Source organism: Bradyrhizobium sp. JYMT SZCCT0180 (assembly GCF_018130165.1).
Classification (GTDB): domain Bacteria; phylum Pseudomonadota; class Alphaproteobacteria; order Rhizobiales; family Xanthobacteraceae; genus Bradyrhizobium.
In genome coordinates this window covers 495,545-520,539 of record NZ_JAFCLZ010000001.1, presented here as the reverse complement: position 1 = coordinate 520,539, position 24,995 = coordinate 495,545, and the positions used below count along the sequence as shown (strand labels likewise).

Here is a 24,995-nt window from a genome sequence, read left to right as displayed (position 1 = left end):
CGGCCATGCGGACGCCCGGGCGGTTCAGGCGAAGATAGTCGATGTCATATTTGAAGGCGTTGCTATGCTCTGAGAGCGCAACCGTGGGTTTCCGGCTCGCGCGGGATTGCGTGCCGTGATTCACGCCCGCAGATTGCTCCGCAAGGCTGTAAAGGGAATCCAGCGAAATGCCCCGCTGCAAATCGCGCTGTTCTTTTTGCCGCTGGTGTGGATCGGCTACTTCGCGATCACGTCTTCGGAACGAACGGAAGCGCTGCAACAGGCGCGGGCGCACGGGAACAGTGTCGCTCAACTGTTCGAGGAAAATACCGAGCGGATATTCGAGCGGGTAGACCAGTCACTGCTGGTCGTGCGTGCGCTTTACGCCCAGGATCCGGCCGCCTTCAGCCTGAAATTCTGGGCCGCTAAAGCGCAGATGGCGAGCGGCGACGTGGTTCAGTTCTCGCTGATCGGATCGAACGGCTATTTGTTCGATACCACGACCGGCTACTCCGGCCCGCCGCTCTATCTCGGCGACCGGGAGCACTTCGCCAAGGTGATGGAGCTGGCCGAAGACCGGCTCTATGTCGCAAAGCCGGTGTTCGGGCGGGCGTCGAACAAATGGACCATCCAGATCGCCAGAAAGCTGTTCGACCATGGCAAAGGTCCGGCGGGCGTCGTCGTAGGCTCGATCAGCGTGGATCTGGTCGGCAGGTTCTACGACACCGCAAAGCTGGGTATCGGAGGGACCCTTGTCCTCCGAAATGCCGACTACATCGTGCTCGCTGCGCGGGGAATAGACCAGGGCACGGTGCTGGGACAGCGCAATCCCGGCCACGTCGAAGGCGCGTTACGGGACAGCGCCTATAGCCAATATTGGAACTGGAGCGGGAGCGAAGGTCGCGCGAACCGGAGCAACAGGTTGATCACCGCGCGCCGATCGCGGGTTTTTCCGCTGATCTTTACCGCCGGCATTTCGGAGCAGGAGATCTATTCGCGCTCTCAAGCCAGGCAGAAAATCTATCTCGGTGGCGCGCTTCTGCTCACTTTCATCATCCTGATGGCGACCGCGCTGCACTGGCGAAGACAGAAGGCGCTCGACGCGGCGCAGCGCGAATTGCGCGACTCCCTGAGCAAATTCGAGGACGCGCTGCGAAACCTTCCGCAGGGATTGAGCATGTTCGATGGCGACGATCGCCTGATCGCGTTCAACCGGCAATGGCTCGATGCCTATGAGCTTTCGCCTGACAACATCAGGGTCGGCATGAACTTCCGCGAGGTGTTTGCGCACCAGGAGGCCGTGCGTGATCTCGACGCCTATCTGGTCGACCTCAAGGACCGGCTCGCCAAGTCGGAAAACACCTCGAACACGGTGCAGTTTCCGGACGGGCGCGTCATCCATATTTCCTATGGACGGCGCGAGAGCGGAGGCTGGGTTGCGACGCATGAGGACATCACCGAACGCAAGGCCTCCGAGGACCGCATCGAGAGGCTGGCGCACTATGACAGCCTGACCGGCCTTGCGAATCGCAACCTGTTCAGGGGCTCGCTTGACGAAGCGCTGGACAAGTATCTTCTGCACCATGCGCCGTTCGCCGTGCTCCTGCTCGATCTCGACAAGTTCAAGTCCGTCAACGACGCGCTCGGTCACCACTGCGGCGATGCGCTTCTCAAGCAGGTCGCCGGCCGGATCAAGGCGCAGGCCCGAACCGTCGATACGGCGGCCCGGATCGGCGGCGACGAGTTTGCGCTGATCGTGGCGCCGGGGCCGTCCGCGCTGCAGGACGACGCCGCAACACTCGCCGCGCGCCTGGTCCAGGCCATTGCCGAACCCTATGAAATTGACGGCCACCCGGTCGTGATCGGATGCAGCATCGGTGTCGCCGTGGTGCCCGAGCATGGCACGCGCGTCGATGAAATTCTTCGCAATGCCGACCTTGCGCTCTACAAGTCGAAGAATGCCGGTCGAAATGGTTTCCATCTCTACTCGCCGGAGCTCAAGGCCGAAGCCGACCAGCGCGACATCCTTGAAATCGAGCTTCGCGAGGCGATCTGGCGCGAAGAGATCGAGGTGTTCTATCAGCCGATATTCGAGCTCTCGACGGGCCGCGCGACCTCGGTCGAGGCGCTGGCGCGCTGGCGCCACAAGACCAGGGGCCTGATCCCTCCCGCTGAATTCATTCCGGTTGCGGAACAGGGGGGACTGATCGGCGAGCTCGGCGATCTCGTGCTCGCCAAGGCGTGTCGCCACGCCGTGTTGCTGCCGGACGATATCAAGGTTGCCGTCAACCTCTCGGCTCTGCAATTTGCGGGCGGCACCCTCGTCGATTCCGTCATGGCCGCGTTGGCAGACAGCGGACTTGCCGAGACGCGGCTGGAGCTCGAGATCACCGAGAGCGTCTTTCTGGCCGACAGCCAGGAAAATCTCAAGACGCTCGAACGCCTGAAGCGGCTTGGCGTTTCCATCGCGCTCGACGATTTCGGCGTCGGCTATTCGTCACTGTCTTATCTGACCGCTTTTCCGTTCAACAAGGTCAAGATCGACAAGTCGTTCATCGACAGGATCGGTCGCGCCGAGACCGTTGCCGTCCTCGGATCGATCGTCCAGCTTGCGAAGACGTTGAACCTTTCGATCGTCGCCGAAGGCGTCGAGACATCCGAACAGGTCGAAAAGATCCGCGCGCTCGGAATTGCCCTGGGCCAGGGATATCTCTTCAGCAAGCCCGTGCCGTTCGGCGAATTATTGCTGCAGGTCCTTCCCGAGAGCGAGCGGCAAGCCGTCGCCTGACATCTCGGTGGGACCTTCTGCCCGCCCGGTTCGCCAAAGTATGCGACACCGGAATTGGTTGGCCCATCCCCGCGCATCGCTTTGCTCATGCGGGGCCGGCATCCGAAAACCTTCACGTTTCCTGCAACGGCGTGGTAGCGTGCAATCCGCGGGCGAGGAGCCCGCATCCGTGGTACGCCGGCTCCATTTCGTGGAATCGTCATGGCGCCGGAGAAGTCGGGGTTGGCGAAGGCGGTCGAGGAACGATCACCGTGCTGAACAAACCGGTTTGGCGCTTTGCACTTTGGCTTGTGTTCATTCCGGTGGGAGGGGTCCTCGGCGATTTCGCGGGACGGTGGCTCGCGTCCAGCACCGATCAGCTTTACCTGTTTCGTTCCGTTGGCTCGGTCGTCGGCGCCTGCCTCGCCACCTGGATATTGCTGAAGATCACCGGGCCGCCCGGCCCTGATCGGCCCAAGGACATGCGTAGCCGCAATTGATTTGCAACAGGTGGTTTGCCGCGGCCAAGACGCGATGGAGGAAGCGGAATCCGCTCGGGACGGAGGACTGTCATATGTGCGTTGTCCCTGGGGCCCCCGTCTTGTCCCGGCTGGTTGCGACAGCGCTGACGCTTGCCGTCGCCTTCGGGTCAGCCAGCAGAACGGCGGCAGCTTTCGAAGCGCGCGATCTCGTCGGTTGGTGGATTTCCGTTGACGATACCTTCCCCGCGTTGATCCGCGGCGACACGGTCGTGTCGATGGAGGAGCTTCTCGTCATAGGCGAGGACGGCGCGGCCGAGAGCCGCATCATGAAGTTTCAGCCGACCAGCGCCGTCATTTGCGCGCAACTCGGCCCCAGCGCTTGCAGCGATGCACCCCTTGCCGGGCGTACCCGCGTGACGCTCGACGGCAATCGTCTGCAGATGCGAGAGCGTACCGCCGCGACCGACCCGATCGATACGCCGCAAATGGATCCCCATATCCGCAACCTCGCGGTCTCGACCACGTCGGAATGGACTGTTGTGCCCGAGCGCGGGGGCCGCCGGCTGGTCCTGCATTCCGCAGGCCCGGCCTGGACGGCGGAGTCGGCGGCTGACGGCGGCGCCCGCATCAGCCTCAAGTCAAATCAAGGGGACGTGCGGCGCATCCTGGTCAAGATTGATGCGGACGCGTTGCGCGCGATCTGGGCGGGGTTCGTGCATCCCGGGCTCCCGCCGCACAAGCACTGGCGCTGCTATCTCGCCAACGCGACCGCCGCGGACGGAGCATTCGCCGACGTCCTCGCGCCGCGGCACCCGCCCTTGTCGCATCTCGCCGGATACCTGCGGGTCGCGAGCTACATGACGGCACTGGACGCCTTCCTGGTGCAGCCGGTCGCCGACCATCCTGATCCTGTTGTCCGCAAGCTGGTCGGACGGCCGGTTGAGCAGCTGATGCACACACGCTTTGCAGGGCTGCAGCCGCCGTCGACGTTCGCCGAGGTGCGCAGCATCGGTGCCCGCAAAGCCTACGTTGCGGCGCGTGCCCAGGGCGCGAGCGACGAGGCCGCGAGGGCTGCGATTGCCGGCATCACCCGCGATGAGCCGCTCCAGATTCATGTCAGCGACGAAGAGATCGCCGCCTACGCGAGTCTGCAGCCGGGCAGCGCCGATTTCAAACGGCTGTTCTGCAGCGAGTAAGTGCCGGCTTGTTCAGCCGTAGCGCCTGCTCCTGCTCGCGGCTCAGCCGCCCGCGCCCGCCCAGACGAGCGGTAGCCACCTTCCCGTAAAGAACGCGCCGATCAACGCGGCGAGGCCTGCAACCGCCGCCCAAAGCCCCGTTCGCATGCGCGATTGGATCGCGCCCCGCACCAGCGATACCGCCAGCGCCCCGCCGGCCGCAACGAGATGCCGAAGCACGAACCGGCGCACCAACGGGTTTTTGATCTTCATCGCCGCGCGCTCAACCTGCTCACGGCCTTGCCCGGCAACCTCGGTCTTCAGCGCCTGATCGAAGACGCGAAGCCCCACTCGGAAGATGAAGAAGATTCCAAGCCCCACCACGACGAGGACAAGTCCAAGCAGCGCGACGAGAGTACCGACCACGATCGTCATTGGTTTCCCTCCTCGTTCGCCAGGCGGCAGGATGGGATCATAGCAGGGCCACGGGGCAGCGACGCAGCCGTAATTGGAGACGAAGCCGTAATTCGCTGCTGTGAGCTAGATGCGTGACAGTGAACTAAACATTATCGCGTGCGCGGCACGCGCAGCTCCGCATCAAACTCACCCCGCCACCAACAACCGCAACACCGCATCATACCGAATCCCCTGATCACCAACGAGGGCCATAGCATCGACCTTGGCGCCGGCGTCGTTGTAGGTGCCAAAAAATCCGATGTACTGCACGCGGGCCACCATCGGTCGGTCTGTCGGGGTATGTTCGTTGCTGGTCATCTTGCCTTTCCAGCTTCCACCGGAGCACTCATAGCTGCCGGTGTAATAGACATACGCGTCGCCGCCGTGGATCTGGCCGTCGCGGAAGATCAGGATGCCGCCGACGTCATCGGCCACGCCGTCGCGGGATTTGGCAGATAACGAATAAAGCCCGTTCTTGATCATGATTATTTCCACGCCCGATCGCCGGCAGACATTGCCGACGCATACCCGCTGTTTTCCTGCGCGACTTGTCGCTCTGGCGAGTGCAATTTAAGCTTATAGCGGGCGGACACCGAAATGGCGACGTAATCGCCCGGGAAGCCTGATATTGCCGAAACCGCCATCACGCGAGGTTTTCCTATGCTGCCCATTCCCGCCGACATCTTTACCGAGCCCGACAACGTATCGCCGGATAGCCTCGCCAATCTCGGACCGCTTCGTCATCTGGCGGGTATCTGGCAGGCGGACAAGGGCGTGGACGTCAACCCCAAGGCCGACGGCCCGGAGCGTCGGGTGTTTCGCGAGCATGTCCGGATGGACCCGATCGATCCGCAGGCCAACGGACCGCAGCTGTTTTATGGCTTGCGCTATCACGTCCACATCAACACGCCGGAGGAAGACATCACCTTCCACGATCAGGTCGGCTATTGGCTCTGGGAGCCCGCAACCGGCCTGATCCTGCAAAGCGTGACCATTCCGCGAGGCCAGGTCTTGCTCGCAGCGGGCCATGCGAAGCCGGACGACAGGCGAATCTCGGTCACGGCGAAGCGCGGCGATACGCGCTACGGAATCTGCTCGACGGAATTTTTGGACGAAGCTTTCCGCACGGAAAGCTACCGATGCGACATCACCTTCAACGAAGACGGTAGTTGGACCTATCTCCTTGAAACCGAGCTTCTGGTGAAGGGCCGGGATCGCCCGTTCAATCATCACGACACCAACACCTTGAAGCTCATCGGGGCGGCGGTACCCAATCCGCTGGCTGTCATCCTGAAAGATCGGGCGGAGACAAGATAGCGAAATCCGACCATCTACATGTCGTGCGGTCCGCCTGCTACCGGCTCCGCCAGATGCAGGAATTCGTCGAACGCGACGGCGCCCTCCGCAAGGGTGTGGCACGCGCGACTGTCGATAAAGAGTTGCGCGTCATGGTCGAAGATCTCGACGATAAAAAGCGGCTGCCTTGCGGCGCAAGCCGCTGAGGCTGCGTGCATGCGAATTTCATAATCGCCGATCCACGCCAGGGAAACCGCCTCACCCTCGGGGCGGGACACCAGGCTGACATAGGCTCGGGAAATTCGCAGCGTTGTAAAATTGTATTCCAACGCACGTCCCACAACGAAACCTCGCGTTTTGTTGGTCGGCCGCACGATTACCAGCCCCGCCATTACGGGACGCTGGCGGTGAAGTTAATGTTTCGAAAGATGGGCCTCCGTCATTCCCCGATGCGCGATTGCGCATCTGAGGGCGCGCGTAGCGCGAGCCCGGAATCCATCGGGCCACATGCTCTGCCGTCGGATGGATTCCGGGTTCTCGCTTCGCGAGCCCCGGAATGACTGCCTACGTCATTGCGAGCGCAGCGAAGCAATCCATATTGCGCCAAGCCGAGGCATGGATTGCTTCGCGGAGCCTGTCATCGGGCGCGCATGCGCGCGACCCGGTGGCTCGCAATGACGAGATGGAGACAGTAGTGCGACAAATTAACCCGACGGGCAAAATTCCGCTTTCCTCGTCGGGCAAATCATCTCTACGAATTTGCGCATCCCGTCCTATCAAGAGGGGCGTCGGCCGTCGTCACGACGAGGGGCGGGTTGCGGTGGACGTGACAGTTGCGATTGACGGTCGCGGCTGGAGCGTACGGCGAAAGCGTGTGGTCCTGGCGCCCGTAACGGCGTCAAGTCCCGCGGGAGCTAACGCTTCCGAGGGGCGACGGTGGCAATAGAGGCCGTCTCACCGGGGAGAGCGCGTTATAAGCCGTAAAGCCATTGCGCAGGGAAGGCCGGATGCTCTCCGCTGGACCTGTATGCTCGTGTGCGCATTCTTATGCACAATTGCACACGAGACCGCGGGTGCAGCGCGCACCCGGTCTTCCCTGCGCCCTCTCTTTTCGAGGGCAAGGAAATTTCTGGCAAAGCTCGGGCGCGTCGCGTCGCGAGAACGCGAAGCTGCGTTCACGTGATGGTGCAACAACAAACACCGCCGTCGTCCCGGGCTTGACCCGGGACCCATACGCCGCGGCCCATCGGTTAAAGCGCTGACGTTAGAGACCTTCTGCCAACAACGACTGCCGCGGCGTATGGGTCCCCCGATGCGCAATTGCGCATCTGAGTTCGCCGGGACGACCAATAGGAGGGCTATTTGAAAATTGAATCAGAGCAAGCCGGGCCGCGCCCGGCGTAGCCCTCTTAGGCGAAGCCGGGTCCTTAACCTCTAAGGCGATCCTTCACACCAGGGTCGTATTGGAGTCACGTTGCCGCGCTACATGAGCGCCAACGGGAGTGCGCATGACCAAGATTTCGCCGAACAACTTCAATCCGGAACTGGTTTCAATGATGAGATCGGTGCTGGAAGCGGCGTCGGCCCATGTCGACAGTGCGTCGGGCAAGCCCGCCACGCCCGCAATCAAGGTCAAGATGGCGTCGCGTATCCTGGCAACCGCCGCGGCGGGCATCACCGACGCCGGCCAATTGCAATCGGCCGCGATCGAAGAGGGGCTGTGCCCGGCGGATTGAGGCCGTTACCTCCTCAGAAGTTTGCCGCGCCGAGATCGTAGGAGCCGCGGCTGCCGCGTACGTAAACCCGGGCGGCGGCGGCGCAGATCCTGTCGCGGTTGGCGTCGAAGGCGTTCAGGCAGCCGGATTCATCGAGCGGAATGCCCGGCTGGATTCGCGCCAGCGCCGTCTCGTGGACATAGAACGAGGCCTCGATCGCGCTGTCATAGCCCCAGAACCGCACCGCGCGCCTGGTGTGGTCATAGCTGCGGCTATGGTTCGGAAAATCGATCATGTGGTCACCAGTGGCCGTGACGTCGGCCCAAATAGTGGCCGCCGCTAAACAACGCCACCACGACAACAACGATCAGGATCGGTTCAAAACCCAGGATCGGTTCCATCGGAATCCTCCACTGGTTTGCGGCTGCGTTCGCCGCACGTCGGAGGGGGATAACGGCCCGTTGAGGCCGTTGTTCCCTGAAAACTGGAACCCGGCCTAACCGCCGTACAGATATTTTGGCAGCCACAGCGTCATGCCCGGCCAGATATACATGAAGACCATGCAGACGATCACGATGAACATGTAAGGCATCATGCCGGAAAAGATCTGGTTCAGCGTGACGTGTTTGGGCGCGACGCCTTTGAGGTAGAACGCCGACATCGCCACCGGCGGCGACAGGAAGGCCGCCTGCAGGTTCACGAACACCAGCACGCCCCACAAGATCGGGTCGACGCTGAAGTGCTTGAGCATCGGCAGGAAGATCGGCACGAAGATCACGATGATCTCGGTCCATTCCAGCGGCCAGCCCAGGACGAAGATGATCGCCTGCGACAGGATCATGAACTGAAGCGGCGTCAAATTGAGCGACAGCACCCAGCTTTCCAGCAGCGCCTGGCCGCCGAGAATGGCGAACACCGCCGAGAACAGCGCCGAGCCGACGAACAGCCAGCACACCATCGACGTCGTCTTGAGGGTGAGGAACACCGCCTCCTTGGTCTTTTTCCAGTTCAGCGTGCGGGCATGGAACGCCAGCAGGAAGGCGCCGGCGGCGCCCACCGCCGCCGATTCCGTCGCGGTCGTGATGCCGAACAGGATCACGGCGAGCACGATCACGGTCAGCAGGCCAAGCGGCATCACCGAGGTGATCAAGAGCCGCAGCACCTCGAACTGCTCGGCCTCCATGATCGCGTAATAGTAGAACAGCAGCAGCAGCAGGACGGCCGCGGTGAACCCGAAATACAGATAAAAGCCTTCAGGCGGCCCGGACGCCGACGGCGGAGCGGCGCTTTCGCTCTGCAGATTGCCCATCTGCTGCAGCACTTCCGGCTCGCCCTTTTTGGCTGCGCCGGACTGCTGGACCGAGCTGCCCAGTTCCTGAAGCTTTTCCTCGACCGGCTCGCTGCTCGGCGCGCCCTGTCCGAGCGGGGTCGGAGCCTCGCTGCGCTCGATGGCGGTGGGCGCGTCCGGCTGCTGGTGGATCACGACGTACCACCAGATGCCCCACAGGGTGCCGAGCGTCATGACCAGCGGGACCAGCGCGAACGACAGGCTCTTGAGGATCGTGCCGTAGCCGAGCCGGGCGCCATCCACCGTGATGGCAAGGGCCCGCGACGGGACCACCGTCGCGGCCAGCAACGCCGGCAGCATCTTGCGGGAATACAGCTGCTGGATCTGCGTCACCCACGGGCGCACCGGCACCCGGGTTTCGCTCTCCGGCAGTTTTGGCGCGATTTTGGGGTTAATCAGCGCCCAGCCGACGATGTAGACGAGGTAGAGAAACGCCAGGAAGAAACTCGGAAACATCGCGGCGGCGTACAGCTTCACCACCGATTGCCCGGCGACCGCCGCATAGACGATGATCATGACCGAGGGCGGGATCAGGATACCGAGCGTGCCGCCGGCGGTGATGACGCCGGAGGCGAGCTTCACGTCATAGCCGGCCTTGAGCATCGGGTTGAAGGCGATGACGCCCATCAGCACCACGACGGCGCCGACGAGGCCAGAGGCAATGCCCCAGAAGGTGCAGACGATCAACGAGGCGACCGCGAGCGCCGCCGGCACCCGCCGGAACGCCAGCTGGATGGCGTAGAACATCTTGTCCACCAGCGCGCCGCGCTCCATCACGTAGCCCATCAGGACGAACAGCGGGATGGAGATCAGGACGTCGTTGGTCATCGCGCCATAGGTGCGCTGGACCATCAGGTCGAAGATGTGGTTATCGGCCCAGGATTCGCCGGCGCGGTAATAGGCGAAGAAGCCGAAGAACATGCCGAGCCCCATCAGCGTGAACGCCGTGGGGAAACCCATGATGATGACGACGACGATGAGTCCGAGCATCAAAAGCCCGAGTGCCGGATCGCTCATGGCTGTGACGCTCCGCCCAAGCCGCGCTGGCGCGCGCTTTCCTCGATGTTCTGCGCATGCTCGATCGCGTTGCGGCGCGTTTCGTCGTCGACATGCTCGCTCAGCGCCAGTTGCTCCTCGACGACGTCGATCTCGCTGACGTCCTTGAGGCGGCTCGGCCACACGCCGGTCTTGAGGCAAATGACGCAGCGCGCGATTTCAGCGGACCCTTGCAGCAGCAGCAATATGCCGGCCAGCGGGATCATCGCCTTGAAATGATAGACCGGCGGTCCGTCCGCGGTCACGTTGGAGTGCTCGTTGATGCGCCAGGACAGCGCGGCGTAGTCCCAGCCCGAATAAGCCAGCGCCGCGATGCCGGGCAGGAAGAACACGACGTAGAGCACCAGATCGAGCCCGGCCTGGGTGCGCGGCCGCATCGAGGAATAGAGAAAGTCGCCGCGGACATGGGCGTTCTGCGCCAGCGTATAGGCGCCGCCGAGCATGAACGCCGCGCCGTACATCATGTTCGACGCATCGAAGATCCAGGCGGTCGGCATGTTCAGGATGTAGCGCTTGAAAACCTCGGCGCAGACGAGAAGCATCAGCGCCATGATCAGCCAGGCGGCCGCCTTGCCGGCAAAGGTGCTGATACCGTCGATGGTATGCAGAAAACGGTCGCTGTTCATGAAATCTGGACTGCTTGGTACGGGCTGCAGGAATGATCCGGACGGGGCGGGCGTAATGGCCGACCTGAAATCCGGCGCCGCGTCGGAGCGCGTTCACGTCGTGAATGCGCAGGCGATGGCAAGCCGACGATACAAGACCCCGCCCGGGATTGCCATCCCGGACGGGGTCTGTTGGCCGATTCTATCGCCTTTAGGTCCGCTTCTTGGCGTTGGGTCCGAAGTAGTGGTTATACGCCATGCGGCGGCTGACCACCGTGTCCTGCTCCCACTGCGTGGCGCGCTTGGCGAACGCCAGCTGGGACGCGACGATCTCCTTGAACAGCGGATTCTCCGCCGACTTTTTCTCGACGACCTGATCGTAAATATCGAGCTGCGCCTGCAGCACCGAGTCGGGGGTCTTGTAGAACTTGACGTTATCCTTGGTCTGCATCTCGGCGTAGTCTTTCGAGTACCGGTCGATCGCCTTCCAGGCCATGTCCTGTCCGGCCGCTTCGGCGGCGTTGTCGAGGATCGCGCGGATCTTCGCCGGCAGCGCGTCGTACTTGTCTTTGTTGAACATGATCTCGAACTGCTCGGCATTCTGGTGATAGCTCTGCAGCATGCAGATCTTGGACACGTCGGGGAAGCCGAGGACGCGGTCCGACGTGGCGTTGTTGAATTCGGCGGCATCGAGCAGGCCGCGGTCGAGCGCGGCGACGATTTCACCGCCGGGCAAGGCGTTGACTGCGGCGCCCATGCCGGTGAACACGTCGATCGAAATGCCGACGGTCCGGAACTTGACGCCCTTCAGGTCGTCGGCCTTGGTGACCGGCTTCTTGAACCAGCCGAGCGGCTGGGTCGGCATCGGCCCATAAGGGAACGAGACGACGTTGGCGCCGATCGAGCTGTACAGCTTGGCCAGGAGCTCCTTGCCGCCGCCGTATTTGTGCCAGGCCAGCAGCATGTTGGCGTCCATCGCATAGCCGGGACCGGAGCCCCACAGCGCGAGCGCGTTCTGCTTGCCGTAATGATAGGCGAGCACGCCGTGTCCACCGTCGAGCGTACCCTTCGAGACCGCCTCGAGCAGGCCGAAGGCGGGCACCACGGCGCCGGCCGGCAGAACCTCGATCTTGAGATCGCCGCCCGTCATGTCGTTGACCTTCTTGGCGTAGTCGAGCGCGTATTCGTGGAAAATATCCTTGGCCGGCCAGGTGCTCTGGAAGCGCATGCTGGTCGCGCCTTGCGCGTTTACGACGCTGGGGGCTGCGACCGTTGCTGCAGCGCCCGCGGCGGCCACTTTCAGGAAGCGGCGGCGGCTGGAAGTGGTGTCTTTTTTGGATGTCGTCATGATTTCCTCCCCGTTTTGACGGCGATCCAACCAAGGATGCGCCCCTTTTTATTGGAAGGGAGACAAAGGCTTGCGCAGGTGTTTGGCAAGAATGTTCGGGAAGATGCGACGCTTCGACGCGGCAGATGGTGAACAACGTCGATGGCGGCTTTCGGATTTATTCCGAAGGCGCTGAATTAAATTTCGCAAGCGGCGATGGCGTATGCGACTTTCGTTTAAGTCGTCGTGCGCGCGCGCCGTCCCTCGATCGGATAGCCGGGATCGTTGAACCCCGGTGTGGATGGATGCCCGCTCGCGACCAACCGGTCGATCAGCGCCTCGTCCTCCGCCGTGAAGCGATAGTCGAGCGCCTTCAGGTAATCGTCCCACTGCTCCTCGGTGCGGGGACCGGCGATCACGGCGGACACGAATAACGAGTTCAGCACCCATGACACCGCGAACTGCCCGGCGGTGATGCCGCGCCCTTCGGCGTGCTCCTTGATTTGCTGCGCGAGCTGCAAGGATTCCGGCCGCCATTCGGTCTGCATCATGCGCTTGTCGTTGCGGCCGGCGCGGCTGTCCTTGTCGGGCGTTGCATCGGGCAGGTACTTGCCGGTCAGCACGCCGCGCGCCAAAGGGCTATAGGGCACGATGCCGAGACCGTAATAGCCGCAGGCCGGGAAGTGCTCGACCTCCGGCATCCGGTTCATGGCGTTGTAGTAGGGCTGGCTGACGACCGGGCGGTCGATGCCGTTGCGGTCGCAGATGTTGCAGATCTCGGCGACGCGCCAGGCGCGGTAGTTCGAAACGCCGAAATAGCGGATCTTGCCCTGTCGCATCAGGTCACCCATCGCGCGCACGGTCTCCTCCAGCGGCGTCGAATGGTCTTCCTTATGCAGATAGTAGATGTCGATATAGTCGGTGCCGAGCCGCTTCAAACTCTCTTCCGCCGCCTGCAGCACCCAGCGCCGCGACAGCCCGCCGCAATTGGGATCGTCGCCGATCTGATTGGCGAGTTTTGTTGCGAGCACCCAACTGTGTCTGACATTGGCAATGGCACGGCCGACCACTTGCTCGGACTTGCCGCCATTATAGGCGTCGGCGCTGTCGATGAAATTGATGCCGGCCTCGCGTGCGTTCGCCACGATCCGCGACGACGTCGCCTCGTCGGTCGGCCCGCCGAACATCATGGTGCCGAGGCAGATCGGCGAAATCTTCAGGCCGCTGCGGCCGAGTTGGCGATATTGCATGGTGCGGGCTCCTTATATTGACGGCTCTATCGACTCCCTCGCCCCGCTCTTCGCGGGGAGAGGGTTGGGGTGAGGGGCCTCTCTCCGAGCAAAGACTGCCGAGAGACCTGTACCCCCTCACCCGGCGCTACGCGCCGACCTCTCCCCGCAAGCGGGGCGAGGTTAGAACAGCGAGCTATGCATCGTTCTTCAATATCTTAAACACGCCCGACGCCATCGCGATACAGCGCTTGTCGACGGTCACTTCCGTGGTGATGAAAATCAGGCTGCGGGTGGATCGCACCACGTGCGGCTTCGAGATCAACACCTCGCCGATCTTGCCGGATTCGACGAAATGCGTATCGAGCTGCACGGTCGCCAGCGTCGGCTTGCCCGAGACGTGTCGCGCGGTGATGCCGCAGGTGCGGTCGGCAAACGTCATCAGCACGCCGCCCTGCACCAGTCCGCGACGATTGTGGTGCTTGTCCTCGGTGATCAGCGCGAATTCAAGCTCGCCGTCGAGCGTTCGCTGCCACAGCGGTCCGATCAGATGCAGGAAGCCGGTCGTTTCGACGATTTTCCAGCCATCGGATTTCAGCTTCTCCGTGGCGGCCCTGGTCGTCATCTGATGCATTCCGTTTCCTGCAGGCGGTCATGTCTCGACAGTCATTTCATCAAACGCGGGAGTATTGTAGTCAAGCGCCATGGCCCGTTCATTTGATGATGCCACCCGGCGAAATATCGCAGAGCTCGTTGCAGCTTTTTCGCGGGCGACGGCGGATGAGCCAGAGCCTGCGCTGAAGCGGGCCGCCGTGGTCATCGCGCTCACCGAAAGCGAGAATGGCGCGGAAACGGCGTTTCTCCTGACGCGGCGTGCCGAGGGCCTGCGCTCCCATTCGGCCCAATGGGCGCTGCCGGGCGGACGCTGCGATCCCGGCGAGACGCAGGTCCAGTCGGCGTTGCGCGAGCTTCATGAAGAGCTCGGCCTGGAGCTGGGTGAGGGCGATGTACTGGGCCTGCTCGACGACTATCCGACGAGGTCCGGCTATCTGATCACACCGGTCGTGGTGTGGGCGAGCACAAAGGCCGCGCTGGTGCCGAACCCGGCGGAGGTGGCTTCCGTGCATCGCATCGCGCTCGATGAGATCGAGCAGCAAGACGCGTTCAGCTTCACCAAAATTCCCGAAAGCGCGCGGCGCGTGATCCGCTTTCGCCTCGCCGGCCAGCACATCCACGCGCCGACGGCGGCACTGATCTATCAGTTCAGCGAAGTGCTGGCGGGCCGCAACACCCGCGTGGCCGAGCTGGAACAGCCGGTGTTTGCCTGGAAATAGGGTTCAACCGTCATTGCGAGCGAAGCGAAGCAATCCACCGTGCGGCAAAGCAAGAATGGATTGCTTCGTCGCTTCGCTCCTCGCAATGACGGGTTGCGGACAGCGATCGTTTCAGCGACCATATGAGCAACAAGAACAATGATCCCAAGGGAGCGCTGAATGCGTAGTCACGCTTTTGCCGCCGTCATCGCCGTCGGTTTCGTCGCCAGCCTCAGCAGCGCACATGCGCAGAACTATCCGACGCGGGCGATCACGCTGGTGATTCCGTTCGCACCTGGTGGCTCGACCTCGATCGTCGGCCGTGGCATCGCCGACAAGATGAGCGAACTGCTCGGCGAGAAGGTCGTGGTCGACAATCGTCCCGGCGCCGGTGGCACGATCGGCACCAAGGCCGTCGCCAAGAGCGATCCCGATGGCTACACGCTGGTGCTGGGCTATACCGGCACGCTCGCGATCGGGCCCTCGCTCTACAAGAGCGCCGGCTACGATCCGCGCAAGGATTTCGCGCCGATCGGCCTGATCGGCAATGCGCCGAATTCGCTGGTGGTGCATCCGTCGTTCCCGGCCAAGACCGTCGCCGAACTGATCGCGCACGCCAAGCTCAATCCCGGCAAGGTCAATTTCGGCTCGGCCGGCGCCGGCACGGTCAGTCACATCACCGGCGAATATTTCGCCCGCACCGCCGGGATTACGCTGGTGCATATTCCCTACAAGGGAACCGGTCCGGCGCTGACCGATCTGTTGGGCGGCCATATCCCGATGGCGTTCGCGCCGATCCCGGCCTCGCATCCCAACGTCTCGGCCGGCAAACTGCGCGCGCTCGCGGTGACCAGCACGACCCGCTCCAGCCTGCTGCCGGACGTGCCGACGATGGCGGAAGCGGGCCTGGCCGGCTTCGATGCGTCGCTGTATTACGGCCTCGCGGCGCCTGCAGGCACGCCGCGGCCCATCATCGACAAGCTCAACAAGGTGCTGCGTGACGCGCTTGGCTCTGACGAGGTCAAGAGGCAATTGGCCAATGACGGCACCGAGATCACGCCGGGCACGCCGGAGGATTACGCCGATTTCATCGACAAGGATGAAAAGAAGTGGTCGCAACTGATCAAGACCAGCGGCGTCGAGCAGGAGTGAGCGGCGCAGCGTCGCGCTGTTTCGGGCACTTTGTTAACTGACTTGAACCCGGCAATTGCTACAACGGGGGCATGCGTCTGCAATTGATTCGCCCCTGCTTTGGCCTTGTCGCGCTCGCGCTTGCCGCGGGCGCGCCGCCGGCTTTGGCTATGGACGGGCTGCCGGCCTCAACGGCGGATGCGATGGCGCAGGCGGCCTCGCCACAGGCGATCGCGGAATATCGCCGCAAGCTGAAGGAATATCAGGCCGCGCGCGCCGCGTTCGAGCAGGAAGCCGAACCCTACTGGAGCGCGATTGCCGAAAAACGGCGCGGCCGCAACGCCAAGCGGCGCGAGCGCCAGGCCATCACGCTCGATGATTATGTGCTGACGCAGCCGCCGCTGTACGACGGGCCGAAGCGGCCGGTGGATCCGGAGCCCGACGACAAGCCCCGCGAGCGCAAGCCGCTTCCGGTGGTCGCCGATTTCCTGCAAGCCGCCGCCGCGCAGTTCCAGTTTACCCCGCAGCGGCCCGCCAGCGAGGTCGAGTTCAAGCGCGCCTATGGCCGCGTCGCATTGGCTTCCGGGCTGACGCGCGAGCAGATCGTGCGGGTCTATTCGTTCGAGACCGGCGGCAACGGCAATCACGACATGCAATCCGGATTGAGTTCCTCGCGCCCGGGCTCGCGCGCGATCTCGACGGCGGTTGGCTACAACCAGTTGCTCACCACCAACACCGTCTCGCTGCTCGCCGAACAGGGGCATGACATCGTCAAGGCGTTGACGGAAAAGGCCGCCGGCCTGTCAGGACCGGCGCGCAAGGCGATGGATCACAAGCTGGCGGTACTGAAGCGGATGGTGGCGTTCACGCGCTCGGTGCCGGTGCAATGGTCGGAGCACGAGAAGCTCGCCAACACGCCGCAGGGCTGGGGGGTCCACGCCATGGTGCTGGACATCGACGTCGGCCCGCTGCTGCAGACCCACAAGCTGCTGACCTCGGTACTGTTCGCGCGCGCCAAGGGCTATACCAGGCCGCTCAGCGCCGCCGAACTCGAGATGATGAACCTGACCGGCGACAGCACCGGTCTCGACATGGTGACGATGCCGCAGGCGATGCGCGAGCAGGTGCCGACCTCGAATTTCTTCCAGCGCGGTGGCTACGAGCGCAACCCGGTCGCGATCCGCCACAACACGGTGGCAAAACTGCTGGCGATCACCGACGAGCGGATGGACGTCAACAGCGGCAAGCCAGGGGCGAAGGAACTGGCGGCGGCGTTTTAGGCAACCCTGCTGAAGCATCGTCGTCCCGGCGAACGCCGGGACCCATACGCCGTGTCCCATCGTTCGCGCAGGGCGTTAGATACCTTCCTTAAATTACTGGCGCCGCGGAGTATGGGTCCCGGCGTTCGCCGGGACGACAAGCGGTGGTTAAGCGCGCCCCTCAATTCGCGCCGAACTTGAACTTGCCGTCGTCTTCGAGATAGGGGCCGGTCCGCATGTAAAGCTGGCCGTTCTCGCCGACGAAGAACAGCGTGCCCTTCGGCACTTTCTTCGCGCCCTTCAGCAGCGTGCCGGCGTTGTTGGTGCCTAACTTGTACGCAACCGTCTTGCCGTCCTTGCCGTAGGCATAGCCCGTGCCGGAGTTCAGCTCCCAGGGCGTAGGCGCGGCCTGTGCGAATGCAGACGACGTCAGCCCGCCGAGCGCGGCCGCGATCAAAAAGGTCTTGGCTGAAATTCCCGTCATCGTTGTCCCTCCCAGCGGCCAAAATTGGCTTCTGCCCCGTTCGTTTGAACAAATCACGAACGTCATTATTCCGTCAATGGTACCTTTGCCGCATCACGCTTTCTCTGCGACTTTGTGATTCCCCGCCTTCGACTTCGCGACTATGTTCCGGTTTCCGGTTACAAACGCGCAATTGCCAGAAACGTTATAGGGATGATTCGGATGAACCTCGTCATGAAGATTGGTTTCGGTGTTGCGCTGTCTTTCATGACGCTGGCTTCCGCTGTCCAGGCCGACGAATTCAAGCTCAGCAACAACCAGCGGATTGCCTGCAGCCGCGGCCTGAGCCCCGGCAAGCTCAACACCGCGACCTGCAGATCGTACGCCTATGTCTTCAACATCAAGACCTCGGAATATTACCGCTGCCAGGTCACGCTGGCGCTGACGCGCGACAACAAGGAAGTCATCAACGTGCAGGCCGACGGCAACTGCGCCAAGAAGCCCCGCATCTTCGACACCGATTCGAACTATTCGTTCGACGCCACCGAAACCGAACCGCCGAACACCAACTCGTTTTTCGGACCCGGCGGCTATGCGGTTTGGGCCAGCGACAACAATGCGCGCAAGGTACGCGGCTGCATCATCATCTCGTCCGGCCTCGGCTCCGACATCTCGAAATGTCTCGACATGAAGTTCGATTGATGGTCGGCGGGCGTGACAGCCGCCCCCTCTGCGCCGGGCACGCCGCCACCGCCCTGGCCGTTTCCTGAACGGCTCCGGTTTGAGGGACGCGCGATGTCCCTCGAACCGCTTACCGCCGGACACGCGGACGAGCTCTGGCACGCCGCGCAGGGCGCCGATGCATCATTTGCCTATTTGCGCTACGGGCCGTTCGCGCAGCAGCGCGACTTGCTGGCGCTGGTCACCGAATTGGCCGGGCGGGCGGATCAGCCGTTCTGGGTGGTGCGGCCGAACAGCAGCGGCGTGGCTCAAGGCTGGCTATCGCTGTGCGATATCTATCCGGCCGAGGGGGCGATCGAAATCGGGGCGATCTGGTTTTCGCCGCGGCTGCAGCGAACCCGGGCCGCGACCGAAGCGATCTTTCTCCTGATGCAATATGCGATGGAGGAATTGCAGTACCAGCGGCTGGTCTGGCGCTGCAACGCGGCAAACCAGGCGTCGTTGAACGCGGCCGCGCGCTACGGTTTTACGCCGGAGGGTACCTGGCGTGGCTCGGCCCTCAGCAAGGGGCGTCGCTGCGACGTGGCGTGGCATTCGATCATCGCCGCCGAATGGCCGGCGCGCTGCGCCGCCATCGCCGCGTGGCTCGCGGACGAGAATTTCGATGAAGATGGCCGTGCGCGCACGCGGCTGGTTCATCCGTGAGGCAGTGCTTGATGAAGTTCGGTGAGTCGGACCGAACGCCCCCTCACGGCTTTTACCCGGCGGGGGATGGCAGCACCGGGGGCGAGCGGGCAAATTTCTTGACCCCGAGCGGCTTGCTGAACAGATAGCCTTGGACCAGATCGAAGCCCATGTCATGCGCGGCGAGAAAATCGGTGCGGGTTTCGACCCCTTGGGCGATGGCGCGCGCGCCGTGGTCCTGCGCCAGCTCGACGATGTGGCGGCATACGGTCTGCTTCAAGCGGTCATCCGCGCAGCCGGTGACAAACTGATGGTCGACTTTCAGCTCGACGAATGGAAAGTTCCGCAGCCCCATGAGCGCGGGCCATTCCGGGCCGACATTGTCGACGGCAATCGCGATATTATGCAGGCGCACCTGCCTGGCGACGTCGATCACGAGATCCAGATTGTCCGTCACCTCGGCGCTGTCGATCTCGATGATCAAACCGCCGAACGCGGGATGGTCGGGCATTCCGAGACAGAGGTCGCGCACCGTTTCGCGGCCCCTTAAAAACGAAACCGGCAGGTTGATCGAGAGATCAACCGGGCCATGCTGCTCCAGAAGGTAATGCCAATCCTCGATCGCGCGGCCGATCACGAACTCGGACAGCGCGCGATAATGCGGATCCTTGTCGTCCGGGATGAAATACGCCGGTGGCACGACCCCCCAGGCGGGATGTCGCATCCGCACCAGCGCCTCCGCGCCGCTTGGAACCAGCGTGCGCGCATTGATCTTTTGCTGATACCACAATTCGAGCCATCCGGCCTTCAGCGCCTCGGCCACGTCCACCGCCGGGCTCGGCGCCGGTTCGGTGGGCAGCAGCGAGGCGACGCTGGCCCGCAACGTTCCGGCGCTGAAGGGCGTCGGCAGCGAGGGCAGCATCGCGATATCGTATTCCTCGGCAATTTGCCGAACCGCCTTTACCATAATCGAGTCCGGTGGACCGATGATGAGCACCTTGCCGCCGAAATTTTTCCGGACCAGAACTTCGAGAATTTCGCCGACCTCGGTCCCGTTGACGGACACGCCGAGCACGACGAGGTCGGGCTGTTGTGCGTCAAGCACGCCTGCCAACTCGCTTGCACAAGCGCATGCGCTGGTGATGAAGCCGAGCTCCTCGAGCGCGTCAGAGAGGAACAACCGCAGGTGTTTCTTGGCGTCGGCCACGCAGGCGCGGGGCATCACCCTGCGCAGTCCGAAGCCACCGGCGCGCGCATGCGCGTTAGCATTGATCAGATTCATTCCGTCCCCCTGCACAGATATCGACGCTAGTCGTACATCCGCGCGGCGGCGCTAATCATGGAGTTTTAGGGACACGGTGATGAATGCATGGGTAAGGTTAAAGCCGCCAATGAAACTAGAATTGTAACGAAAGCGGCAAGTCATCTGGCTGTAACATGGCAACTCGTGAGCCCGATGGTGACCCATCCGTGCTCGTCGCTGTCGTGGGCATGCTCTATGAACGGAGGCGTGCATTTGCGCGCTGTTTCATTGCTGGACGCGCGTTAACGCCTGTGGTCGCTTGTCGGCGCGACCACAATTTATGTTCGCGCCGAACACAAGAATCGCTTCGACGCGCGGCGTCACCTGAACGCGATCGTCACTCCGGCTTGATGCCGGCGAACTTGGCCACCTTGCCCCACTTCTCGGTTTCCGCCAGCACGTAAGCCTGCATGTCCGCGGGCGACCCGCCGGCGGGTTCAGCGCCGAGCTTGCGCAGCCGCGCGATGCCGTCCTCGGTCTTGAGGAATTTGTCGACGCTGGCGTTGAGCCTGTCGATGATCTCCTTCGACGTCTTGGCCGGTGCACCGATGGTGAACCAGGACGCCGCCTCGTAACCGGGTACGCCGGCTTCCGCGATCGTCGGCAGATCCGGCAGGCCCGGCCAGCGCCTCGCAGAGGAGACCGCCAGTGGGCGGATCGAGTTGGATTCGGCGAACGGCTGCGAGGCCGGCAGATTGTCGATCGTCAGTTGCACGCGGCCGGCGATCAGGTCGGTCAGCGCCGGAGCGCTGCCCTTGTACGGCACATGGGTCATTTCGACACCGGTCATCGACTTGAACAATTCGGTCGAGACATGCGCGGTGCTGCCGAGCCCGGGCGTGCCGTAGAACAACTCGCCCGGTTTCGATTTGGCATAAGCGATCAGCTCCGCGACCGATTTCACCGGCAGCGAATTGGTGACCGAACAAAGATTGGGTACCCGCGCGATGATGATGACCGGAGCGATATCCCTGGCCTGGTCGTAGTTCATGTTCTTGAACACGAACTGGTTGATGGCGTGCGTGCCCGGCGTTCCCACCACGAAGGTGTAACCGTCGGGCTCGGCCTTCGCGACGAATTCAGCCGCGATGTTGCCGCCGGCGCCGGTCTTGTTTTCGACGATGAATTGCTGGCCGAATTCCTCCGAGACTTTTGCCGCGACCACGCGCGCCAGGATGTCGGTGGTGCCGCCGGCCGCGAACGGCACGACCAGTTTGACCGGCCGTGTCGGCCATTGATCGGCGCCCGCCCGCCGCGGCAATAGCGACATACCGCCTAAGGCAGCCGCGCCGGTCAGCACAGCGCGGCGGCTCAGGCGGTATGGATGGATAATCTTCGAAGTCATGTCGGTCCCTCCAAAATTTCGGCGGACCGTATTTGTTAATCGGCGCGACCACCACCCCCGTCGGGGTCATGCCCGGGGTCTTTGGCATCATGGCGCAAAACCCGATCAGGCCGACATCAGCGAGAAACACAAGCTCAAAGAAATGACCGCGGTCCTTGCAGACCGCGGTCAAAATAGAAGCGCGTAGCCCGGATGAGCGAAGCGATATCCGGGTTAACCCGTGACTATCCCGGATGTCGCTTTGCTCATCCGGGCTACGTGTCAGGGCATGAACGAAACTTAGCCGCCGATGCCTTTTTCCTTGAAGTACTTCAGCGCACCGGGATGGAACGGGATCGGCGAGCGGTCCTGCACCTGGTTGTCGAGCGAGAAGCTCTCGGCTTCCTTGTGCACGGCAACGATGTCGGCCTTCTTCTCCACCAGCGTCTTGACGATCGTGTAGGCGTCGTCGTTGCTCATCTTGTCGCCGGTCACGATCAGGTTCCAGACCTCGGCGATGGAATTGTCCTTGTCGTAGCCGGGATAGGAGCCCGCCTTGATCTTGCTGGACGTGTAGAGCTTGCCGTACCTGGCGTTCATCTTCTCGGCGAGATCGCCGTGGTCGACCAGCTTCATCTTGATGCCTGGCGTTGCCGCCAGATCGGTCACCGCCGCCGTCGGAATGCCGCCGACCCAGAAGAACGCGTCGATCTTGCGGTCCTTGATGGCGTTGACGGATTCGGCGACGCCGAGCCGCTCGCGCTTCATGTCCTTGTCCTTGTCGAGGCCGGCGGCCTCGATGACGCGGAACGCCATCACTTCGGTGGCGCCGCCGGGCGATCCGGTCGAGACACGCTTGCCTTTCAGGTCCGCCATGGTGTTGATGCCGGTGCCTTCGACGGTCACCACGTGCATGCGGTTCGGATAGACCACGAGCAGCGCCTGCAGCGGCAGCTTGCCGCTCTTGAACTTGTCCTGGCCCTGCAGCGCGTCGAGCGCGGCATCGGCCATGGTGAAGCCCATCTCGCTCTGTCCGGTGCCGATCAGCTTGAGATTGTCGATCGAGCCGCCGGTGACCTCGGCCGTGGCCTGCACGTTGGGAAGGCTCTTCGACAGCACGTTGGCGACGGCGCCGCCAAGCGGATAGTAGACGCCGCCGGTTCCGCCGGTACCGATCGACATCGTCTTCTGCTGGGCATGGACGATGCCCGCGAAGGCGAGTCCGGCCGCAACAGTCACAGCCAGCACGGCCACGGTCTTTTTCATTATTTTCATCTCAATTACTCCCTTGACCCTATCCTTGACGTTATTCTTGGACTTAAGTTGTAAGCGCCGGTCGTTTCGGCGCCCGCGTTCTCGACTGCCACAGTAACACGCCGAAGCCGATGATCAGCCCGGGCACGTAGGTGTAGCTGATATCGCGGCCGATCATCCATTCGACGATCGCCTCGATCAAACTCGGAAATACCAGCAGCAATCCGGATAGCAGAAGCAGGCCTCCCTCGACCCGCGTATTTTGTCGCAGCGCCCAGTTCTGGGCAACTGAGGCCAGCGCCAGCAGTCCCAGTGTGGTCTTGATGGTGATTTCGAGGATGTCGAGCCATGATCCGCCCTTGGGGATCGCGAGCAGCAATCCGACGCCCTGCGGATCGAGCACGAACACGAACGGAACCAGGAACGCCGGCAAGGTGTATTTCCAGGACTGCAGCGTGGTCTTGTAGGGATCGCCGCCGGTGATGGCAGCCGCTGCGAACGGCGACAGCGCGGTCGGCGGCGATACCTCCGACAGCACGGCGTAATAGAAGATGAACATGTGCGCGGCGTAATCGGGCACGCCGAGTTTGATCAGTGCCGGTGCGGCGATCACCGCGCAGATGATGTAGGAGGCGGTCACCGGCACCGCGAGACCGATGATCCACACGATCAGCGCGGTGTAGATCGCCGTCAGCAGCAGGCTGCCGCCGGCATAGCTGATCACGATCGCCGAGAATTTGAGACCGAGACCGGTCAGCGTCACGATGCCGACCACGATGCCGGCGCAGGCGCAGGTCGTCGCCGCGTTCAGCGCGCCGGTCGAGCCTTCAGCCAGCGCCTTGACCAGTTTGCTCGGCACCAGCGCGGTTTCCTTGCGCAGGAAGCTCAGCGCGAAGGTCACGACGATGGCATAGAACACCGACAGCGACGGCGAATAGCCGATCACCATGAACACGACCACGGCAAGCAGCGAGATGAAATGAAAGCCGTAACGCCGGGTCATCTGTCCGAGCGACATCTCCGGCGTGAAGTTGACGTCCTTGGCGCCGAATTTTTTCGCGTCCAGTTCGACCATGAACAGCAGCGACATGTAATAGAGACAGGTCGGAATCGTCGCCATCCAGATCACGTCGAGATAGCTGATCTTGAGAAACTCGGCGATCAGGAACGCGGCGGCGCCGAGCACCGGCGGCGACAGGATGGCGCCGAGACCGCCGGCCGCCAGCAAACCGCCAGCGGCGTTCTTTTCAAAGCCGGCCTTGGCCAGCATCGGGGAGGCCACGGTGCCGATCATCACGGTGGTGGCGACGCCCGATCCGGAGGGACCGCCGAGCAGGAACGAGGACAGCACCACGGTTCTGCCGGCGCTGTTCGCCTTGCCGCCCATCAGCGCCAGCGAGAAATCGATGAAGAACTTGCCGGCACCGGATTGCGCCAGGAACGCGCCATAGATCGTGAACAGGATGATCAGGGTCGCCGACACGTCGACCGCGACGCCAAAAATACCTTCCAGCGTGATGAAGAGATGACCGACCAGCCGGGGCAGGTCGTAGCCGCGATGGGTCCATGGCGCCGGCAGATGCGGGCCGAGCATCGCATAGGCGATAAATAATATTGCCACGACGGGCATGATCAGCCCGGTGGTGCGCCGCGTCGCCTCCAGCACGAGCACGATGAAGACGACGCCGACGATGACGTCCCAACGGTCGGGCGAGGTGGCGCGGTCGGTAAAATCCTCGCCGCCCCACAGCGCATAGACGATGGTCGCGACCGCAAAGATGCCCGGCACCACGTCCCACCAGCGCACCCGGTTGCGAAACCGCGTCGCCAGCGGAAACAGCAGGAAGCTCAGTACCAGCGTAAAGGCGACGTGGGTATAGCGCAGTTCCTGGGTCGGAACGATCGCGTAGGCCGCATAGAGGTGGAACAGGCTCATCACCACCGCAATGGTGGTCGAGATCCGTCCCGCCCATCCCATCAGGCGGTTGGCCGCGCCTTCCTCGGCCTCGATGAACAATTCAGCCTTATGCAACGCTTCGTCGGAAACGGCGACGACGTCGTCATTGGGCAAGGAATTGCCTGGTGGTTGACCCTGTGCGGCCATGCTTCCCCCGGAGCGCATTGATAACTCCCGGCTGGATCGCCGGG

The 24,995-nt window shown here is 62.8% G+C and carries 24 protein-coding genes; 10 read left to right on the top strand and 14 right to left on the bottom strand.

The window, feature by feature from the left end:
- The first annotated feature begins 115 nt into the window (after window positions 1-115).
- From JQ641_RS37725 to JQ641_RS02475, 3 genes are all read left to right on the top strand, one after another.
- A complete protein-coding gene (locus JQ641_RS37725) occupies window positions 116-2,767 on the top strand; it encodes a bifunctional diguanylate cyclase/phosphodiesterase (protein ID WP_211994231.1) in 2,652 nt (883 codons plus the stop codon).
- A gap of 251 nt (window positions 2,768-3,018) precedes the next feature.
- On the top strand, window positions 3,019-3,246 hold the full coding sequence (locus tag JQ641_RS02480; protein WP_211994230.1) for a hypothetical protein: 228 nt from the start codon (window positions 3,019-3,021) through the stop codon (window positions 3,244-3,246).
- Window positions 3,247-3,476: 230 nt separating this feature from the next.
- Entirely contained in the window at window positions 3,477-4,424 is a 948-nt protein-coding gene (locus JQ641_RS02475) for a hypothetical protein (RefSeq protein ID WP_211994229.1), read from the top strand.
- 42 nt (window positions 4,425-4,466) lie between these two features.
- Here the strand turns inward: JQ641_RS02475 and JQ641_RS02470 are convergent, their stop codons facing one another.
- Both JQ641_RS02470 and JQ641_RS02465 read right to left on the bottom strand, forming a co-directional pair.
- Window positions 4,467-4,838, bottom strand: a complete 372-nt coding sequence (locus JQ641_RS02470) for a hypothetical protein (protein ID WP_211994228.1) — start codon at window positions 4,836-4,838, stop codon at window positions 4,467-4,469.
- A gap of 168 nt (window positions 4,839-5,006) precedes the next feature.
- Entirely contained in the window at window positions 5,007-5,342 is a 336-nt protein-coding gene (locus JQ641_RS02465) for a GrlR family regulatory protein (protein ID WP_211994227.1), read from the bottom strand.
- A gap of 177 nt (window positions 5,343-5,519) precedes the next feature.
- On the opposite strand from JQ641_RS02465, the gene JQ641_RS02460 reads away from it, so the two are divergent.
- On the top strand, window positions 5,520-6,176 hold the full coding sequence (locus tag JQ641_RS02460; protein WP_211994226.1) for an FABP family protein: 657 nt from the start codon (window positions 5,520-5,522) through the stop codon (window positions 6,174-6,176).
- Between the two features lie 14 nt (window positions 6,177-6,190).
- Here the strand turns inward: JQ641_RS02460 and JQ641_RS02455 are convergent, their stop codons facing one another.
- On the bottom strand, window positions 6,191-6,547 hold the full coding sequence (locus JQ641_RS02455; protein ID WP_211994225.1) for a hypothetical protein: 357 nt from the start codon (window positions 6,545-6,547) through the stop codon (window positions 6,191-6,193).
- 1,116 nt (window positions 6,548-7,663) lie between these two features.
- On the opposite strand from JQ641_RS02455, the gene JQ641_RS02450 reads away from it, so the two are divergent.
- Window positions 7,664-7,891, top strand: coding sequence for a hypothetical protein (locus tag JQ641_RS02450; protein WP_211994224.1), 228 nt, complete (start codon window positions 7,664-7,666; stop codon window positions 7,889-7,891).
- A 13-nt stretch (window positions 7,892-7,904) separates the two neighbouring features.
- Here the strand turns inward: JQ641_RS02450 and JQ641_RS02445 are convergent, their stop codons facing one another.
- From JQ641_RS02445 to JQ641_RS02420, 6 genes are all read right to left on the bottom strand, one after another.
- A complete protein-coding gene (locus JQ641_RS02445) occupies window positions 7,905-8,165 on the bottom strand; it encodes a DUF1488 family protein (protein ID WP_211994223.1) in 261 nt (86 codons plus the stop codon).
- Between the two features lie 201 nt (window positions 8,166-8,366).
- A complete protein-coding gene (locus tag JQ641_RS02440; RefSeq protein WP_211994222.1) occupies window positions 8,367-10,235 on the bottom strand; it encodes a TRAP transporter large permease in 1,869 nt (622 codons plus the stop codon).
- Entirely contained in the window at window positions 10,232-10,900 is a 669-nt protein-coding gene (locus tag JQ641_RS02435; RefSeq protein WP_192735316.1) for a TRAP transporter small permease subunit, read from the bottom strand. Before JQ641_RS02435 ends, JQ641_RS02440 begins: the two co-directional genes overlap by 4 nt.
- A 190-nt stretch (window positions 10,901-11,090) precedes the next feature.
- Window positions 11,091-12,227, bottom strand: a complete 1,137-nt coding sequence (locus JQ641_RS02430; protein WP_211994221.1) for a TRAP transporter substrate-binding protein — start codon at window positions 12,225-12,227, stop codon at window positions 11,091-11,093.
- Window positions 12,228-12,442: 215 nt separating this feature from the next.
- Window positions 12,443-13,456, bottom strand: coding sequence for an aldo/keto reductase (locus tag JQ641_RS02425; protein WP_211994220.1), 1,014 nt, complete (start codon window positions 13,454-13,456; stop codon window positions 12,443-12,445).
- Between the two features lie 175 nt (window positions 13,457-13,631).
- The gene (locus JQ641_RS02420) at window positions 13,632-14,060 is read right to left on the bottom strand and encodes a PaaI family thioesterase (protein ID WP_211994285.1); all 429 of its coding nucleotides are present in this window, start codon (window positions 14,058-14,060) and stop codon (window positions 13,632-13,634) included.
- A gap of 79 nt (window positions 14,061-14,139) precedes the next feature.
- Here JQ641_RS02420 and JQ641_RS02415 point away from each other — a divergent pair, with 79 nt between their 5' ends.
- The 3 genes from JQ641_RS02415 (at window position 14,140) to JQ641_RS02405 (ending at window position 17,159) form a co-directional block, all read left to right on the top strand.
- The gene (locus JQ641_RS02415) at window positions 14,140-14,769 is read left to right on the top strand and encodes an NUDIX hydrolase (RefSeq protein ID WP_211994219.1); all 630 of its coding nucleotides are present in this window, start codon (window positions 14,140-14,142) and stop codon (window positions 14,767-14,769) included.
- A 159-nt stretch (window positions 14,770-14,928) separates the two neighbouring features.
- Window positions 14,929-15,900, top strand: coding sequence for a Bug family tripartite tricarboxylate transporter substrate binding protein (locus JQ641_RS02410; protein ID WP_211994218.1), 972 nt, complete (start codon window positions 14,929-14,931; stop codon window positions 15,898-15,900).
- Window positions 15,901-15,971: 71 nt separating this feature from the next.
- Window positions 15,972-17,159: a hypothetical protein gene (locus JQ641_RS02405; RefSeq protein ID WP_211994217.1), complete on the top strand. Its 1,188-nt coding sequence runs from the start codon at window positions 15,972-15,974 to the stop codon at window positions 17,157-17,159.
- 160 nt (window positions 17,160-17,319) lie between these two features.
- Here JQ641_RS02405 and JQ641_RS02400 read toward each other — a convergent pair whose 3' ends face one another.
- Entirely contained in the window at window positions 17,320-17,622 is a 303-nt protein-coding gene (locus tag JQ641_RS02400; protein ID WP_211994216.1) for a hypothetical protein, read from the bottom strand.
- A 201-nt stretch (window positions 17,623-17,823) separates the two neighbouring features.
- Here JQ641_RS02400 and JQ641_RS02395 point away from each other — a divergent pair, with 201 nt between their 5' ends.
- Window positions 17,824-18,303 (top strand): hypothetical protein, encoded by a 480-nt coding sequence (locus tag JQ641_RS02395; protein ID WP_211994215.1) that lies wholly within the window; start codon window positions 17,824-17,826, stop codon window positions 18,301-18,303.
- A gap of 93 nt (window positions 18,304-18,396) precedes the next feature.
- Complete coding sequence (locus tag JQ641_RS02390; protein ID WP_211994214.1) at window positions 18,397-18,987, top strand: GNAT family N-acetyltransferase; 591 nt, start codon at window positions 18,397-18,399, stop codon at window positions 18,985-18,987.
- Window positions 18,988-19,039: 52 nt separating this feature from the next.
- Here the strand turns inward: JQ641_RS02390 and JQ641_RS02385 are convergent, their stop codons facing one another.
- From JQ641_RS02385 to JQ641_RS02370, 4 genes are all read right to left on the bottom strand, one after another.
- Complete coding sequence (locus JQ641_RS02385) at window positions 19,040-20,248, bottom strand: EAL domain-containing response regulator (protein ID WP_211994213.1); 1,209 nt, start codon at window positions 20,246-20,248, stop codon at window positions 19,040-19,042.
- Window positions 20,249-20,606: 358 nt separating this feature from the next.
- On the bottom strand, window positions 20,607-21,614 hold the full coding sequence (locus JQ641_RS02380) for a Bug family tripartite tricarboxylate transporter substrate binding protein (protein WP_211994212.1): 1,008 nt from the start codon (window positions 21,612-21,614) through the stop codon (window positions 20,607-20,609).
- Between the two features lie 279 nt (window positions 21,615-21,893).
- Window positions 21,894-22,868 carry a TAXI family TRAP transporter solute-binding subunit gene (locus JQ641_RS02375; RefSeq protein ID WP_211994211.1) on the bottom strand — a complete coding sequence of 325 codons (975 nt, stop codon included), beginning with the start codon at window positions 22,866-22,868 and terminating at the stop codon, window positions 21,894-21,896.
- Between the two features lie 43 nt (window positions 22,869-22,911).
- The gene (locus JQ641_RS02370) at window positions 22,912-24,969 is read right to left on the bottom strand and encodes a TRAP transporter permease (RefSeq protein WP_249150142.1); all 2,058 of its coding nucleotides are present in this window, start codon (window positions 24,967-24,969) and stop codon (window positions 22,912-22,914) included.
- Between the last annotated feature and the right edge of the window lie 26 nt (window positions 24,970-24,995).

Bases quoted from the DNA above. Each gene is read 5' to 3' on its own strand.
- JQ641_RS02470 (WP_211994228.1), bottom strand. From the start codon at position 4,838: ATGACGATCGTGGTCGGTACTCTCGTCGCGCTGCTTGGACTTGTCCTC.
- JQ641_RS02465 (WP_211994227.1), bottom strand. From the start codon at position 5,342: ATGATCAAGAACGGGCTTTATTCGTTATCTGCCAAATCCCGCGACGGC.
- JQ641_RS02460 (WP_211994226.1), top strand. From the start codon at position 5,520: ATGCTGCCCATTCCCGCCGACATCTTTACCGAGCCCGACAACGTATCG.
- JQ641_RS02455 (WP_211994225.1), bottom strand. From the start codon at position 6,547: ATGGCGGGGCTGGTAATCGTGCGGCCGACCAACAAAACGCGAGGTTTC.
- JQ641_RS02450 (WP_211994224.1), top strand. From the start codon at position 7,664: ATGACCAAGATTTCGCCGAACAACTTCAATCCGGAACTGGTTTCAATG.
- JQ641_RS02445 (WP_211994223.1), bottom strand. From the start codon at position 8,165: ATGATCGATTTTCCGAACCATAGCCGCAGCTATGACCACACCAGGCGC.
- JQ641_RS02440 (WP_211994222.1), bottom strand. From the start codon at position 10,235: ATGAGCGATCCGGCACTCGGGCTTTTGATGCTCGGACTCATCGTCGTC.
- JQ641_RS02435 (WP_192735316.1), bottom strand. From the start codon at position 10,900: ATGAACAGCGACCGTTTTCTGCATACCATCGACGGTATCAGCACCTTT.
- JQ641_RS02430 (WP_211994221.1), bottom strand. From the start codon at position 12,227: ATGACGACATCCAAAAAAGACACCACTTCCAGCCGCCGCCGCTTCCTG.
- JQ641_RS02425 (WP_211994220.1), bottom strand. From the start codon at position 13,456: ATGCAATATCGCCAACTCGGCCGCAGCGGCCTGAAGATTTCGCCGATC.
- JQ641_RS02420 (WP_211994285.1), bottom strand. From the start codon at position 14,060: ATGACGACCAGGGCCGCCACGGAGAAGCTGAAATCCGATGGCTGGAAA.
- JQ641_RS02415 (WP_211994219.1), top strand. From the start codon at position 14,140: ATGGCCCGTTCATTTGATGATGCCACCCGGCGAAATATCGCAGAGCTC.
- JQ641_RS02410 (WP_211994218.1), top strand. From the start codon at position 14,929: ATGCGTAGTCACGCTTTTGCCGCCGTCATCGCCGTCGGTTTCGTCGCC.
- JQ641_RS02405 (WP_211994217.1), top strand. From the start codon at position 15,972: ATGCGTCTGCAATTGATTCGCCCCTGCTTTGGCCTTGTCGCGCTCGCG.
- JQ641_RS02400 (WP_211994216.1), bottom strand. From the start codon at position 17,622: ATGACGGGAATTTCAGCCAAGACCTTTTTGATCGCGGCCGCGCTCGGC.
- JQ641_RS02395 (WP_211994215.1), top strand. From the start codon at position 17,824: ATGAACCTCGTCATGAAGATTGGTTTCGGTGTTGCGCTGTCTTTCATG.
- JQ641_RS02390 (WP_211994214.1), top strand. From the start codon at position 18,397: ATGTCCCTCGAACCGCTTACCGCCGGACACGCGGACGAGCTCTGGCAC.
- JQ641_RS02385 (WP_211994213.1), bottom strand. From the start codon at position 20,248: ATGAATCTGATCAATGCTAACGCGCATGCGCGCGCCGGTGGCTTCGGA.
- JQ641_RS02380 (WP_211994212.1), bottom strand. From the start codon at position 21,614: ATGACTTCGAAGATTATCCATCCATACCGCCTGAGCCGCCGCGCTGTG.
- JQ641_RS02375 (WP_211994211.1), bottom strand. From the start codon at position 22,868: ATGAAAATAATGAAAAAGACCGTGGCCGTGCTGGCTGTGACTGTTGCG.
- JQ641_RS02370 (WP_249150142.1), bottom strand. From the start codon at position 24,969: ATGCGCTCCGGGGGAAGCATGGCCGCACAGGGTCAACCACCAGGCAAT.